The sequence below is a fragment of the Klebsiella sp. KP20-425-1 genome (assembly GCF_025813515.1).
Taxonomy (GTDB): domain Bacteria; phylum Pseudomonadota; class Gammaproteobacteria; order Enterobacterales; family Enterobacteriaceae; genus Klebsiella; species Klebsiella pneumoniae.
Genome location: NZ_CP109614.1, coordinates 713,960 through 727,602, shown reverse-complemented (window position 1 = coordinate 727,602; position 13,643 = coordinate 713,960). Strand labels below are relative to the sequence as shown.

The window sequence follows — 13,643 nt, the reverse complement described above, 5'->3', positions numbered from 1 at the left end:
CGTCACGCTTAATCAGGCCAGCGGCAGATAAATATCGGTTTGCAGTTCATGCTCAGCCACCTCATGGACAAAATTGAGGTAACGGAAGTACACCGGAAAATCCCGTAACGTCTCGCCTGAAGCGGGTAACCAGTCGCGATAGAGAAACCAAACGCTGTTCGCCAGCGTGTCCAGCGAGCCGTGATGGCGCACGACGGCGCAGCGTCCGCCGGGGATTTCGCCGTTAATCACGCCAAAGGCGTTTTCACCAACCGGCCGATCGACCGTACCGCAGATATCAAAACGAAATGCCTCCTGCGGGGTGGTCTGCGGATCGTCCCAGGCGATCCCCCAGGTATCGCTGGTGGCGACGGGCGATAGTCCGCTCGTCTTACGCCAGGCGATAAAACGCGCGGCGGTGGCGTTGACAAGGTCCGGGCTACCGCGATGTTGCAGTACGGCTATCCGGGTGGAGGGGCACGAAATAATGTTGACGTCCATCGACGTTTGCTCCTGTAGCGTATGTTTCGGTACGCGTCGATGCCACTCGGCCCAGTCCGGTTGTTGACGGAATTGGGTCGGGCTTTGGTCAAACGCGGTACGGAAGGCACGACTGAACGACTCCGCATTCTGAAATCCGGCATCAAGGGCAATATCGATGACTTTATCGCGGGGGTTGAACGCCAGGCGCCAACAGGCGCGTCGCAGACGCAACCACTGAATATACCGGTACAATGGAATGCCGGTATAAGCGCTAAATTGCCGGTGAAAATGGTAAGGCGAACTGTGCGCTATCGCGCTCAGCGTCTCCAACGACAGCGGCTCATCAAGATGGCGCGCAATGTACCTACAGACGCGCTGGAAGCGCCCGACATACGCCGGGCTGGCCTTAATATCGTTCATCGTCTCCTCCTCGCGACATACTCTGACAGAGCGAGGATCGCGATTCCTGACCGATCTTGCGCTTATCCGACGGAGACTTATGGCGCGATTTTACGGATCTGTTTAACGTCGATTTCTACCGAGTTCCAGTCCTTATCGACTTCCCCCTGAATTTCTACTGTGTCCTGCGGGCCGACGGTCACGCCGTTCCAGCGCTTGTGGTCGATATCGACATTGATCACCCCGGAAGCATCCTGGAATTTATACAGGTCATCAGAGATGCGCTCGACGATTTTACCGCGCAGGGTTACCCAGGTGTCATCACGCAGCGACTTGGCGTTCGCCACGGTGGTCACCGCGCCGCTCGGCCCGGTGAAGCCGCCAGCCTGGGTGGTAGTGGTAGTAGACGGTCCGGTGAATCCTCCCTGCCCGGCGGCCAGTACCGGCATGGAAACCAAAGCAATAATCGCGGTCATCGCAGCAATTTTTTTCATCTTATATTCTCCCTTTTGTGTTGGTATGGCTCCTATTACGCCCGACAAAACTTAACGACTTCTTAAGCGGAAAAAAGAAATTTTAATGCTGTACATCACCCGCTTCTACGCGGTTTACTGCGCAAAGAAACGGGATCGTCGGAGGGAAACATGCGCATATTACTGGTGGAAGATGACAAGCTTATCGGCGACGGCATCAAAGCCGGGCTGAGCAAAATGGGCTTTAGCATTGACTGGTTTACCGCCGGGCTGGAGGGCAAAAATGCCTTATACAGCGCCCCCTACGACGCCGCAATCCTTGACCTCACCCTACCCGGCATCGATGGCCTCGATATTCTGCGCGAATGGCGCGATAAAGGCCGCCATGAGCCGGTGCTGATCCTCACCGCCCGCGATGCCCTCAGCCAGCGGGTGGAGGGCCTGCGCCTGGGCGCCGATGACTACCTGTGCAAACCTTTCGCCCTGATTGAGGTGGCAGCGCGCCTCGAAGCGTTGATCCGCCGCGCGCACGGCCAGAGCAGCAGCGAACTGCGCCACGGCAAGGTGATCCTCGATCCGAACCGCTTAACCGCCAGCCTCGACGGCGAAAGCCTGGCGCTGAAGCCGAAGGAGTTCGCCCTGCTGGAACTGCTTATGCGCAACGCCGGGCGCGTATTGCCGCGTAAGCTTATCGAGGAAAAGCTCTACACCTGGGACGACGAGGTCTCCAGCAACGCCGTGGAAGTTCACGTCCATCATCTGCGCCGCAAGCTCGGCAGCGACTTTATCCGTACCGTCCACGGCATCGGCTATACCCTGGGTGACGCATGAAACGACTTGCCCGCCTGAGCCTGCGCCTGCGCCTGACGCTGCTGTTTGCCGTACTGACCACCGCCGCCTGGGGAATGGCCAGCGTTATCGCCTGGCAGCAGACCAGCAAAAAGCTGGATAAGCTGTTCGATACCCAGCAGCTGCTGTTCGCTCGCCGCCTGAGCGTCATGCATTTCGATGAACTGCGCGCCCCGCCCGCCTTGCTCGGGGAAAAGAAAAAGGTACGCCACGGGCACATCGACGACGACGCGCTGGCGTTCGCCATCTTCACCCGCGACGGCAAAATGGTGCTTAATGACGGCGAGAACGGAGAGGATATTCAGTGGAATTCGCAGCGCGAGGGATTCAGCGATGGCTATCTGCGTGACGACGATGACGAGTGGCGTTTCCTGTGGTTAACCACCGCCGACGGCCGCTACCGCATCGCCGTCGGCCAGGAGTGGGATTACCGGCGCGAAATGGCGATGGATATCGTGACCTCGCAGCTCACCCCGTGGATGGTTGCCCTGCCGCTGATGTTCGTGCTGCTCATCGTGCTGTTAAGCCGCGAGCTGGCGCCATTGAAAAATCTGGCGCGCACGCTGCGCCTGCGCGCGCCGGACTCGGCGGATTCGCTCAGCGTGGAGAAGATCCCCGCCGAAGTTCGCCCGCTGGTCGAAGCGCTGAATCAGCTGTTCCGACGCACTCACGACGCCATGCTGCGCGAGCGTCGGTTTACCTCTGATGCCGCCCATGAGTTACGCAGCCCGCTGGCGGCGCTGAAGGTGCAGACCGAAGTCGCCCAACTCTCCCTGGACGATCCCGAAGGGCGTGAGAAAGCGTTGGATCAGCTCCACCAGGGGATCGATCGCGCCACCCGACTGGTGGATCAGCTGCTGACGCTGTCGCGGCTGGACTCGCTCGCCCAACTGGATGATGTGCAGAAGGTCGCTATCGCCGATCTGCTGCAGTCGGCAGTGATGGAGATGTATCACCCGGCGCAGCAGTCCGGGATTGAGCTGCGCCTGCATCTTAATGCCAGCCATATCGTCCGCACCGGCCAGCCGCTGCTGCTCAGTCTGCTGGTGCGCAATCTGCTGGATAACGCCGTACGCTATAGCCCGCGCGGCAGCCAGGTCGATATCACGCTCAACGCCCGCGAGTTCCGGGTGCGCGATAACGGCCCAGGCATTAGCCCGCAGGCGCTCTCGCGCATTGGCGAGCGTTTTTATCGTCCGCCGGGGCAGGAGGCGCCGGGCAGCGGCCTGGGCTTGTCGATCGTCCGGCGCATCGCCTCGCTGCACGGCATGCAGGTTGATTTTGCCAACGCGCGCGACGGCGGCTTCGAGGCCCGCGTGTACTGGTAGCGAGATTATTGCTCATTTGGCAAAAGACTTTGCACATTTTGCTCATTTTACTGCCCCGCTTCGCGGGGTAAGATCGTCGGCAAATTTTCATATATGAGGGTAAAAAATGAGCAACATCCTGATTATCAATGGGGCGAAAAAGTTCGCGCACTCTAATGGTCAACTGAACGACACCCTGACCGAGGTCGCGGAGAGTTATCTGCGCGACGCCGGGCACGATGTTAAAAGCGTTCGCGCCGAAAGCGAGTACGACGTAAAAGAAGAAGTACAGAATTTCCTGTGGGCCGATGTGGTGATCTGGCAGATGCCGGGCTGGTGGATGGGCGCTCCGTGGACGGTGAAAAAATATATGGATGACGTCTTTACCGAAGGCCACGGCTCGCTGTACGCCAGCGATGGCCGTACCCGCTCCGACGCCAGCAAAAAATATGGCTCCGGCGGCCTGGTGCAGGGGAAAAAATATATGCTTTCTCTGACCTGGAACGCGCCGATGGAAGCCTTCACCGACAAAGACCAGTTCTTCCACGGCGTCGGCGTTGACGGCGTTTACCTGCCGTTCCATAAAGCCAATCAGTTCCTCGGCATGGAGGCATTGCCGACCTTTATCGCCAACGACGTGATTAAAATGCCTGATGTCCCACGGTATATCGCAGAATATCGCAAGCATCTGGCGGAAATTTTTGGTTAACTAGAGGTCTAGCTCTACATATTTCGAGTTATTCGAACCTGGAGTATGACGAGATCCACACAGAAGGAGTTGAGTTAACCATGTTAACAGTGATTGCAGAAATCCGTACCCGCCCGGGCCAGCACCACCGCCAGGCGGTTCTCGATCAGTTCGCGAAAATTATTCCGACCGTTTTGCAGGAGGCCGGCTGCCACGGCTATGCCCCGCTGGTGGATCATGCCGCCGGCGTCAGCTTCCAGACCACGGCGCCCGACTCTATCGTCATGGTCGAGCAGTGGGAAAGCGTCGCGCATCTTGAAGCACACCTGCAAACCCCGCACATGAAAGCCTGGTCGGAAGCGGTCAAAGGCGATGTGCTGGAGACCAGCATCCGTATTCTGCAGGCTGGCGTTTAAGTCCGCCGACTCAGTAATGCCATGAAAAAGGGAGCCTGAGGCTCCCTTTTACGTCTGGCGCAACGTACAGACTTACACTTCCAGATCCGCCATATCGCCCTTCTCCTGCAGCCAGTTGCGACGATCTTCCGAACGCTTTTTGGCCAGCAGCATATCCATTATCGCCGTGGTCTGCTGCTCGTCCTCATCGCTGATCACCAGCTGCACCAGGCGGCGGGTATTCGGGTCAAGGGTGGTTTCGCGCAGCTGCATCGGGTTCATCTCACCGAGCCCTTTAAAGCGCTGGACGTTTGGCTTGCCCTTCTTGCGCTTTAGCTGCTCCAGCACGCCGGTTTTTTCTTCTTCCGTCAGCGCGTAGTAAACCTCTTTACCGAGGTCGATACGGTACAGCGGCGGTAGCGCCACATAGACGTGCCCCTCTTTCACGAGGGTACGGAAATGTCTTACGAACAGCGCGCACAGCAGGGTGGCAATGTGCAGACCATCGGAGTCCGCATCCGCCAGAATACAAATTTTACCGTAGCGCAGCTGGCTTAAATCATCGCTATCCGGGTCAATACCAATCGCCACCGAAATGTCGTGCACTTCTTGCGAAGCTAACACTTCATCGGAGGAGACTTCCCAGGTATTAAGGATCTTGCCCTTCAGCGGCATGATCGCCTGATATTCGCGATCGCGCGCCTGCTTGGCTGAGCCGCCCGCCGAATCCCCTTCGACAAGGAACAGCTCGGTACGGTTCAGATCCTGGGCGGTACAGTCCGCCAGCTTACCCGGCAGCGCCGGACCGCTGGTCAGCTTTTTGCGCACCACTTTTTTGGCCGCGCGCAGACGGCGCTGGGCGCTGGAGATGGCCATCTCCGCCAGCAGCTCCGCGGCCTGCACGTTCTGATTCAGCCACAGGCTGAAGGCGTCCTTCACCACGCCGGAGACGAACGCCGCGCACTGGCGCGACGACAGGCGCTCTTTGGTTTGCCCGGCGAACTGCGGATCCTGCATCTTCACCGACAGCACGTAGGCGCAGCGATCCCAGATATCTTCCGCTGACAGCTTCACGCCGCGCGGCAGGATATTACGGTACTCGCAGAACTCACGCATCGCGTCGAGCAGCCCCTGACGCAGACCGTTAACGTGCGTTCCGCCCTGCATGGTCGGGATCAGGTTCACGTAGCTCTCGGTCAGCAGCTCGCCGCCTTCCGGCAGCCACAGCAGCGCCCAGTCCACCGCCTCCGTCTCGCCGGAGAAGGCGCCGACGAATGGTTTTTCCGGCAGCAGCGGCAGGCCGTTCACCGCTTCGCTCAGGTAATCGTTCAGGCCATCGGCATAGCACCAGCTCTGCTCGCTGTTGTTCACCTGGTCGCGGAAAACAATTTCCACGCCCGGGCACAGCACCGCTTTCGCTTTTAACAGGTGGGTCAGACGTGAAACGGAAAAGCGCGGGCTGTCGAAGAAGCTTTCGTCCGGCCAGAAATGGACGCTGGTCCCGGTATTGCGTTTGCCGCAGGTGCCGGTGACGTGCAGGTCTTCCACTTTTTCACCATTTTCAAAGGCGATGCTGTAGACCTGACCGTCGCGACGCACGTTGACCTCCACGCGTTTTGACAGGGCGTTGACTACCGAGATCCCCACCCCGTGCAGGCCGCCGGAAAACTGATAGTTTTTATTGGAAAACTTACCGCCCGCATGCAGCCGGCAGAGGATCAGCTCAACCGCTGGCACGCCCTCTTCCGGGTGGATGTCGACCGGCATCCCACGACCATCGTCAATGACCTCCAGGGACTGGTCGGCATGAAGGATAACTTCCACGCGTTTGGCGTGGCCTGCCAGCGCTTCATCCACACTGTTATCAATAACTTCCTGACCAAGATGGTTAGGACGAGTGGTGTCGGTATACATGCCCGGACGGCGGCGCACCGGCTCTAGCCCGGTGAGTACCTCAATGGCATCAGCATTATATGAAGATTGCGTCATGGTGTGTATTCGTAGGTCGTTCAGGGCCGTTTAGCGCAGGCCGAGAAATTCGATAATCTGAGTGAAATGATCGTCAAAGCCGACAAATGCGTGATTACCGCCCTCCTCTACCGTCTGCCGGCAAGAGGCGTAGTAATGCACGGCCTGGCGGTAATCAAGCACTTCATCCCCGGTCTGCTGCAGCAGCCAGAGTAAATCCGGCGCTTCGAGCGGGTCGATTTGCATGACTTTGAGATCGTAAATATGGCGAGACTCTAGCACATATTGCTGCCCGGTGTATGGATTCTCATTGTGGCCGAGAAAATTGTTTAGTAGTTCAAACGGCCGCACCGCCGGGTTAACCACCACCGCCGGCAGCATAAAGCACTGCGAAAGCCAGGTCGCGTAGTAGCCGCCCAGCGACGACCCTACGACCCCCAGCGGCTCGCCGCCGTGCTCCAGCACGATGGACTCCAACAGCTCCGCCGTTTCCGCCGGGTAAGGCGGCAACTCCGGCACCACCATGGTGATCTCAGGATAGTGCTGCGCCAGCCAGGTCTTTAACGCCGTCGCCTTCGCCGAGCGCGGAGAGCTGTTAAAGCCGTGCAGATAAAGGAGCGTCGCCATCAGTAGCCTTCTGAAGCAATATCCGGATGAAACGCGGCGCCTTCCAGGCGGCACACTTCGGTGGTCAGCGTCCCGTCAGGGTGAAGCTCCAGCCAGCGCCAGCCCGGTGACACCGTATCCAGAGTGAAATTGGCACAGTGCGGTTTAAACTGGACGCAGGTCGACGGCGTCGCCATCATGCGCCGGCCATTCCAGTCGAGATCCAGTTCCTGATGAATATGGCCGCACAAAAGATGCTTCACCCGCGGCCAGGCGCTCAACGCGCTGTCCAGCGCGCCGGCGTTGCGCAGACTATGCTGATCCAGCCAGCTGCAGCCGGCCGGCAGCGGATGATGGTGCAGCAGGAGTAAGGTATAGCGCTCCGGCGCCTCCGCCAGCTTATGTTCGAGCCACTCCAGCTGGAAGTCGCTCAGCTCGCCATGGGGAACGCCAAACACCTGGCTGTCGAGCAGCAGGATCTGCCAGCGATCGCCGAGAAACACGCGCTTGGCAGGGGAAATGCCCGCCTCCTGCAGGGTGCTGTACATCGCCGGCTGGAAATCATGGTTGCCCGGTAGCCAGACGCAGGGTGCAGCAAAACTCGCGATGCCCTCAGCAAAATGCTGATAGGCCGCGGAGGAGTGGTCCTGCGCCAGATCGCCTGTTGCGACAATCAGATCGCATGGACGCTGTGAGGCATGAATGGCCGACAGTACGGCCTGATAGCTATCCCAGGTATTGATGCCTAACAACGTTTCATGCTTTTCAGCAAACAGGTGAGTATCAGTAATTTGTAATATCCTGACTCTGGCCTCACCAGCCAGAGGTAGGTTTAACAGGCTTTCCAAATGGTGTCCTTAGGTTTAACGACGCTAACAAACCGGAATCGCCATCGCTCCATGTGCTAAACAGTAACGCAGCCAGTCGGCCAAAAACTGGTTAATTTGATGCTTTTCGTCGCGTTGATGCAACTTTTTATTAGGATAATCATATCGCGCTTTGAAGCGAAAGATCTGCTGACTCGAACACACTTCGGCCACCATGGCGTCATGGTAGAGGCGGACGGTCATCGATGGCAGGCTCCAGTAGCTCACTGCAGGCAGAGTCTGCTCTATTGCCACCAGAGTAGTGTAGCGGGTCGATTCAACTATCGTTAACCGATACTGCGCGCTTCCCACCTGATAGCTTACCTTCTCACCCGCTGCATCCGTTCGCGGCAACAGGCGGCGCAACTGCGCGAAGTTGGTCTCGCACAGGCGCATCATCTCAGGGAAGTCAGGTGTATAACGCTTCATTTTGTCCACTCATTTCGTAAATTGTGATAATGCAATTGCAGCCATTGCAAGGCGATGACAGAGGCTGCGTTGTCGATTTTCCCCTCTTCTACCCACTGGTAAGCCTGCTCCCGACTCACCACATGCACCCGAATATCCTCGTTTTCCTCGGCCAGGCCGTGAATGCCTTTTGCCGTCGATGCATCAACTTCTCCCACCAGGATCGATAACCGTTCGCTGGTGCCGCCGGGACTGGCCAGATAGCTTAATATTGGTTTCGTCCGCCCAACTTCAAGCCCGGCCTCCTCCAGCGCTTCCCGACGGGCAACATCTTCCACCGTTTCACCCGCTTCAATCATGCCGGCGACCATCTCCAGCAGCCACGGGCTCTCGCTGGTATCATAGGCGGCGATACGGATTTGTTCGACCAGCACCACTTCGTCGCGCACCGGGTCAAAGGGTAGCAAGACGGCGGCGTGCCCGCGCTCAAAAATTTCACGGGTGATTTCGCCACTCATGCCGCCGTTAAACAGGCGGTGGCGAAAACGGTATAAATCGAGCGAAAAAAAACCACGATATAGCGTTTCGCGTGCAATAATTTCTACATCATTTTTGGAGAAGGTAATTCCCTGCTGCGTGGGTTTGCTCATTGTCATGTCCTGCGAATCTGAAATTAGGGATTTCCAAACCGTTTGGCTACCGTTTTACGGTCCGTATGTTAGATTGGTGCAAATTACCGCCGGATGGCACGTAACGCCAACTTTTTACGGCGGCAGAATCGATACAATCAGCGGAATTTTTCTTAGAATTAGACCAGCGCTAAATGCTTCACAACAAGGAATGCAAATGAAGAAATTGCTCCCCATTCTTATCGGCCTGAGCCTGACCGGGTTCAGCGCCATGAGCCAGGCGGAAAACCTGCTTCAGGTTTACCAGCAGGCACGCATCAGCAACCCCGATCTGCGTAAATCGGCAGCCGATCGTGACGCCGCGTTCGAAAAGATCAACGAAGCGCGCAGTCCATTACTGCCTCAGCTTGGGCTGGGAGCGGATTATACCTATAACAATGGCTATCGCGACAGCAACGGCATCAATTCAAACGTCACCAGCGGCTCGCTGCAGTTAACGCAGGTTCTGTTTGATATGTCGAAATGGCGCGCCCTGACGCTGCAGGAAAAAACGGCAGGGATTCAGGATGTCACGTATCAGACCGATCAGCAAACACTGATTCTGAATACCGCGACGGCCTATTTTAAAGTGCTGGCCGCCATCGACACGCTTTCCTATACCGAAGCGCAGAAACAGGCTATTTACCGCCAGTTGGATCAAACCACGCAGCGCTTTAACGTAGGCCTGGTGGCGATCACCGACGTACAGAACGCCCGTTCACAATACGATGCCGTGCTGGCGAACGAAGTCACCGCGCGTAACGATCTCGACAACGCCGTCGAAGAACTGCGTCAGGTCACCGGTAATTACTATCCGGAGCTGGCCTCCCTGAACGTGAATGGCTTCAAAACCAACAAGCCGCAGGCGGTCAACGCCCTGCTGAAGGAAGCGGAGAACCGCAACCTGTCGCTGCTGCAGGCGCGTCTGAACCAGGACCTGGCTCGCGAGCAGATTCGCCAGGCGCAGGACGGCCATTTGCCGACGCTCAGCCTATCCGCGTCGAGTGGGATATCGAATACTAGCTACAGTGGTTCAAAAACCCATAATAATCCTCAGCAATACCAGGATAACGATGCCGGGCAGAACCAAATCGGCCTGAACTTCTCTCTGCCACTGTATCAGGGCGGCGCGGTGACCTCGCAGGTCAAACAGGCGCAATACAACTTCGTTGGCGCCAGCGAGCAGCTGGAAAGCGCCCACCGCAGCGTCGTGCAGACTGTGCGTTCATCGTTTAACAACGTGAACGCCTCCATCAGCAGCATCAACGCCTACAAACAGGCGGTGGTCTCTGCGCAAAGCTCCCTGGATGCCATGGAAGCTGGCTACTCGGTGGGTACGCGTACGATCGTTGACGTCCTCGACGCCACCACTACGCTGTATAACGCTAAGCAGCAGCTCTCGAATGCGCGCTACAACTACCTGATCAACGAGCTGAACATTAAGTCGGCGTTAGGTACCCTGAACGAGCAGGATCTGGTCGCCCTGAACAACACGCTGGGTAAACCCATCTCCACCTCCGCAGATAGCGTCGCGCCGGAAAATCCGCAACAGGATGCCACCGCTGATGGCTACGGCAACACTACCGCGGCGGTGAAGCCGGCGTCCGCACGGACCAACCAGAGCAGCGGCAGCAATCCGTTCCGTCAGTAATTCTCATACTGTGATGCGCATCGCCTGTCCGTCGGACAGGCGATGCGTTAAACGTAAGGCAACGTAAAGATCCCCCGCTTAGCGCCCCTCTTCGCTTCATTTTCCACCACTCATCCTCTATCCTGAGCGTTAACACACGCCATACCACTGGGTCCTGGAAGACAAATATGAAACGGACAAAAAATATTAATCATTCGTCGTTCCGCAAAAGCTGGAGCGCACGCCATCTGACGCCGGTCGCGCTGGCCGTTACCGCGGTCTTTATGCTCGCCGGTTGTGAAAAAAGCGACGAAACGGTGTCGCTGTACCAGAACGCCGATGACTGCTCCGCCGCCAACCCGGGCAAAGCAGCCGAATGCACCACGGCCTACACCAACGCGGTAAAAGAGGCAGAGCGCACTGCGCCGAAGTATGCCACCCGCGAAGACTGCGTCGCCGAGTTTGGCGAAGGCCAGTGCCAGCAGACGCCAGCCCAGGCGGGCGTCGCCCCGGAAAACCAGGCGCAGGCGCAAAGCAGCGGCAGCTTCTGGATGCCGCTGATGGCCGGCTACATGATGGGCCGCCTGATGGGCGGCGGCATGGCGCAACAGCAGCCGCTGTTCAGCTCGAAAAATCCGGCCAGCCCGGCCTACGGTCAGTACACTGACGCCAGCGGCAAGAGCTATGGCGCCGCCCGGCCGGGCCGCACCATGAATGTGCCGAAAACCGCGATGGCGCCGAAGCCAGCCACCACCACCACCGTCACCCGCGGCGGCTTTGGCGAGTCGGTAGCGAAACAGTCGACCATGCAGCGTAGCGCCGCAGGCTCAACGTCCTCTTCTCGCTCAATGGGCGGCTAAGCAACATGGAAAGAGTCAGTATTACCGAGCGCCCGGACTGGCGCGAGAAAGCGACCGAGTACGGTTTCAACTTCCATACCATGTACGGCGAGCCCTACTGGAGCGAAGAGGCGTATTACAAGCTGACCCTCGCGCAGGTGGAAAAGCTGGAAGCGGTCACCGCTGAGCTACATCAGATGTGCCTCCAGGTGGTGGAAAAAGTGATCGCCAGCGATGAGCTGATGACCAAATTCCGCATCCCTAAACACACCTGGGGTTTTGTACGTCAGTCGTGGAAAACCAACCAGCCGTCGCTCTACTCACGTCTCGACCTGGCCTGGGATGGCGTCGGCGAACCGAAGCTGCTGGAGAACAATGCCGACACCCCGACCTCGCTGTATGAAGCGGCCTTCTTCCAGTGGATCTGGCTGGAAGATCAGCTCAACGCCGGCAAGCTGCCGGCGGGCAGCGACCAGTTCAACAGTTTGCAGGAAAAGCTGATCGATCGCTTCGGCGAGCTGCGCGAGCAGTTTGGCTTTCAGCTGCTGCATATGGCCTGCTGCCGCGATACCGTTGAAGATCGCGGTACCGTGCAGTATCTGCAGGACTGCGCCGCTGAAGCGGGGCTGGCGACGGAATTCCTCTACGTTGAAGATATCGGCCTGGGCGAAAAAGGCCAGTTTACCGATCTGCAGGATCAGGTGATTGGCAATCTGTTCAAGCTCTATCCGTGGGAGTTTATGCTGCGGGAGATGTTCTCCACCAAGCTGGAAGACGCTGGCGTCCGCTGGCTGGAGCCGGCGTGGAAAAGCATTATCTCCAACAAGGCGCTGCTGCCGATGCTGTGGGAGATGTTCCCCAATCACCCTAATCTGCTGGCGGCCTACTTCAGCGAAGATACTCACCCGGAGATGGAGAAGTACGTCATTAAGCCAATCTTCTCCCGCGAAGGCGCTAACGTGTCGATCGTTGAAAATGGCAAAGTGGTGGAGGCAGTAGAAGGCCCGTACGGGGAAGAAGGCACCATCGTGCAGGCGTTTTACCCGCTGCCGAAGTTTGGCGATAGCTATACGCTGATTGGCAGCTGGCTCATCAACGACCAGCCTGCAGGGATCGGTATTCGCGAAGACCGGGCGCTGATCACCCAGGATCTGTCGCGCTTCTATCCGCACATTTTCGTCGAATAATGCCGCGCTCCGGCGACGGTAAATGCCGCCGGAGCGCGCTATCATCAGGCGCCAACCAACACCGACAGCATGCTCAGCGAGCCCATCTCGATGCCATCGACCGGGATCGTCATCGCCTCAACGCCATCCCACGTCCCCAGGACATACAGCAGCGGCAGGAAATGCTCCGCCGTCGGATTGGAGAGCGAGCCCCCTTCGTGTGCCAGGTAGTTAACCAGCGGGTGCTGCTCGTCCAGCCCCTGCCATTGCAGATTCGCTTTCACGTAGTTATTGAAGGACTCTGCCCAAGGGTACGGCGTGTTCTCGCCATGCCAGCGGGCGGTGCGCAGGTTATGCACCACATTGCCGCTGGCCACCAGCATAATGCCTTCATCACGCAGCGAGGCCAGCTTCCGCCCCATTTCGAGATGCCAGGCCGGCGGTTTGGTGCTGTCGATGCTCAACTGAACCATCGGGATATCCGCCTGCGGATACATTTTAATCAGCACGCCCCACGAGCCATGGTCAAATCCCCAGGCTTCTGTATCGAGGGTGACCGGCACCGGCGAGAGCAGCTCCACCAGCCGTTGCGCCAGCGCCGGAGAGCCCGGCGCCGGATAATGCGTGTCATACAGCGCCTGCGGAAAACCGCCGAAGTCATGAATGGTCTTCGGCGCCTCCATCGCCGTTACGCCCGTACCGCGCGTAAACCAGTGCGCAGAGACCACCACGATCGCTTTCGGACGCGGCAGGGTTTCGCCCAGTTGAGCCCAGGCGCGGGTATAACGGTTGTCTTCCAGCACGTTCATTGGGCTGCCATGGCCGAGAAACAACGCGGGCATTCGGGTACGGGACATGATGATATCCTTAGGGTGTCAATGTGATGTGCTCACATTACGCGCTTTTGCGCCAGGATAAA

15 protein-coding genes are annotated in these 13,643 nt (G+C 58.0%); 7 read left to right on the top strand and 8 right to left on the bottom strand.

Features of this window, described 5'->3' with window-relative positions:
• Positions 1 to 12: 12 nt before the first annotated feature.
• Together OHJ17_RS03645 and OHJ17_RS03640 are read right to left on the bottom strand one after the other, a co-directional pair.
• Positions 13 to 882: an AraC family transcriptional regulator gene (locus tag OHJ17_RS03645; RefSeq protein ID WP_002916831.1), complete on the bottom strand. Its 870-nt coding sequence runs from the start codon at positions 880 to 882 to the stop codon at positions 13 to 15.
• Positions 883 to 959: 77 nt separating this feature from the next.
• The gene (locus tag OHJ17_RS03640; RefSeq protein ID WP_002916833.1) at positions 960 to 1,355 is read right to left on the bottom strand and encodes a YgiW/YdeI family stress tolerance OB fold protein; all 396 of its coding nucleotides are present in this window, start codon (positions 1,353 to 1,355) and stop codon (positions 960 to 962) included.
• A gap of 150 nt (positions 1,356 to 1,505) precedes the next feature.
• On the opposite strand from OHJ17_RS03640, the gene qseB reads away from it, so the two are divergent.
• The 4 genes from qseB (at position 1,506) to OHJ17_RS03620 (ending at position 4,594) form a co-directional block, all read left to right on the top strand.
• Complete coding sequence (gene qseB, locus OHJ17_RS03635; protein WP_002916836.1) at positions 1,506 to 2,165, top strand: quorum sensing response regulator transcription factor QseB; 660 nt, start codon at positions 1,506 to 1,508, stop codon at positions 2,163 to 2,165.
• Complete coding sequence (gene qseC, locus OHJ17_RS03630) at positions 2,162 to 3,511, top strand: quorum sensing histidine kinase QseC (protein WP_032432263.1); 1,350 nt, start codon at positions 2,162 to 2,164, stop codon at positions 3,509 to 3,511. Before qseB ends, qseC begins: the two co-directional genes overlap by 4 nt.
• 106 nt (positions 3,512 to 3,617) lie before the next feature.
• The gene (locus OHJ17_RS03625) at positions 3,618 to 4,199 is read left to right on the top strand and encodes an NAD(P)H-dependent oxidoreductase (RefSeq protein ID WP_002916840.1); all 582 of its coding nucleotides are present in this window, start codon (positions 3,618 to 3,620) and stop codon (positions 4,197 to 4,199) included.
• 80 nt (positions 4,200 to 4,279) lie between these two features.
• Positions 4,280 to 4,594: a putative quinol monooxygenase gene (locus tag OHJ17_RS03620; protein ID WP_002916842.1), complete on the top strand. Its 315-nt coding sequence runs from the start codon at positions 4,280 to 4,282 to the stop codon at positions 4,592 to 4,594.
• Between the two features lie 72 nt (positions 4,595 to 4,666).
• On the opposite strand, the gene parE is transcribed toward OHJ17_RS03620, so the two are convergent.
• The 5 genes from parE to nudF are packed head-to-tail and all read right to left on the bottom strand — an operon-like array spanning position 4,667 to position 9,071.
• On the bottom strand, positions 4,667 to 6,562 hold the full coding sequence (gene parE, locus OHJ17_RS03615; RefSeq protein ID WP_002916844.1) for a DNA topoisomerase IV subunit B: 1,896 nt from the start codon (positions 6,560 to 6,562) through the stop codon (positions 4,667 to 4,669).
• A 30-nt stretch (positions 6,563 to 6,592) separates the two neighbouring features.
• The gene (gene yqiA / locus OHJ17_RS03610; protein WP_002916845.1) at positions 6,593 to 7,168 is read right to left on the bottom strand and encodes an esterase YqiA; all 576 of its coding nucleotides are present in this window, start codon (positions 7,166 to 7,168) and stop codon (positions 6,593 to 6,595) included.
• Positions 7,168 to 7,995 (bottom strand): 3',5'-cyclic-AMP phosphodiesterase, encoded by an 828-nt coding sequence (gene cpdA / locus OHJ17_RS03605; protein ID WP_002916846.1) that lies wholly within the window; start codon positions 7,993 to 7,995, stop codon positions 7,168 to 7,170. The genes yqiA and cpdA overlap by 1 nt, the downstream gene beginning before the upstream one ends.
• Before the next feature lie 24 nt (positions 7,996 to 8,019).
• Complete coding sequence (locus tag OHJ17_RS03600) at positions 8,020 to 8,442, bottom strand: DUF1249 family protein (protein WP_002916847.1); 423 nt, start codon at positions 8,440 to 8,442, stop codon at positions 8,020 to 8,022.
• Entirely contained in the window at positions 8,439 to 9,071 is a 633-nt protein-coding gene (nudF, locus tag OHJ17_RS03595) for an ADP-ribose diphosphatase (RefSeq protein ID WP_002916848.1), read from the bottom strand. The genes OHJ17_RS03600 and nudF overlap by 4 nt, the downstream gene beginning before the upstream one ends.
• A gap of 196 nt (positions 9,072 to 9,267) precedes the next feature.
• Between nudF and tolC the strand changes: the two genes are divergently transcribed.
• The 3 genes from tolC (at position 9,268) to OHJ17_RS03580 (ending at position 12,745) form a co-directional block, all read left to right on the top strand.
• Entirely contained in the window at positions 9,268 to 10,740 is a 1,473-nt protein-coding gene (tolC, locus tag OHJ17_RS03590; RefSeq protein WP_032433534.1) for an outer membrane channel protein TolC, read from the top strand.
• 167 nt (positions 10,741 to 10,907) lie between these two features.
• Positions 10,908 to 11,579, top strand: coding sequence for a DUF1190 family protein (locus tag OHJ17_RS03585; RefSeq protein WP_032433535.1), 672 nt, complete (start codon positions 10,908 to 10,910; stop codon positions 11,577 to 11,579).
• Between the two features lie 5 nt (positions 11,580 to 11,584).
• Complete coding sequence (locus OHJ17_RS03580; RefSeq protein ID WP_004144540.1) at positions 11,585 to 12,745, top strand: glutathionylspermidine synthase family protein; 1,161 nt, start codon at positions 11,585 to 11,587, stop codon at positions 12,743 to 12,745.
• A gap of 44 nt (positions 12,746 to 12,789) precedes the next feature.
• Here the strand turns inward: OHJ17_RS03580 and ygiD are convergent, their stop codons facing one another.
• Complete coding sequence (gene ygiD, locus OHJ17_RS03575; protein ID WP_004174357.1) at positions 12,790 to 13,581, bottom strand: 4,5-DOPA-extradiol-dioxygenase; 792 nt, start codon at positions 13,579 to 13,581, stop codon at positions 12,790 to 12,792.
• Positions 13,582 to 13,643: the final 62 nt, after the last annotated feature.

Bases quoted from the DNA above. Each gene is read 5' to 3' on its own strand.
- OHJ17_RS03580 (WP_004144540.1), top strand. From the start codon at position 11,585: ATGGAAAGAGTCAGTATTACCGAGCGCCCGGACTGGCGCGAGAAAGCG.
- OHJ17_RS03620 (WP_002916842.1), top strand. From the start codon at position 4,280: ATGTTAACAGTGATTGCAGAAATCCGTACCCGCCCGGGCCAGCACCAC.
- tolC (WP_032433534.1), top strand. From the start codon at position 9,268: ATGAAGAAATTGCTCCCCATTCTTATCGGCCTGAGCCTGACCGGGTTC.
- OHJ17_RS03625 (WP_002916840.1), top strand. From the start codon at position 3,618: ATGAGCAACATCCTGATTATCAATGGGGCGAAAAAGTTCGCGCACTCT.
- OHJ17_RS03585 (WP_032433535.1), top strand. From the start codon at position 10,908: ATGAAACGGACAAAAAATATTAATCATTCGTCGTTCCGCAAAAGCTGG.
- OHJ17_RS03640 (WP_002916833.1), bottom strand. From the start codon at position 1,355: ATGAAAAAAATTGCTGCGATGACCGCGATTATTGCTTTGGTTTCCATG.
- OHJ17_RS03600 (WP_002916847.1), bottom strand. From the start codon at position 8,442: ATGAAGCGTTATACACCTGACTTCCCTGAGATGATGCGCCTGTGCGAG.
- nudF (WP_002916848.1), bottom strand. From the start codon at position 9,071: ATGAGCAAACCCACGCAGCAGGGAATTACCTTCTCCAAAAATGATGTA.
- ygiD (WP_004174357.1), bottom strand. From the start codon at position 13,581: ATGTCCCGTACCCGAATGCCCGCGTTGTTTCTCGGCCATGGCAGCCCA.
- yqiA (WP_002916845.1), bottom strand. From the start codon at position 7,168: ATGGCGACGCTCCTTTATCTGCACGGCTTTAACAGCTCTCCGCGCTCG.
- parE (WP_002916844.1), bottom strand. From the start codon at position 6,562: ATGACGCAATCTTCATATAATGCTGATGCCATTGAGGTACTCACCGGG.
- OHJ17_RS03645 (WP_002916831.1), bottom strand. From the start codon at position 882: ATGAACGATATTAAGGCCAGCCCGGCGTATGTCGGGCGCTTCCAGCGC.
- qseB (WP_002916836.1), top strand. From the start codon at position 1,506: ATGCGCATATTACTGGTGGAAGATGACAAGCTTATCGGCGACGGCATC.
- qseC (WP_032432263.1), top strand. From the start codon at position 2,162: ATGAAACGACTTGCCCGCCTGAGCCTGCGCCTGCGCCTGACGCTGCTG.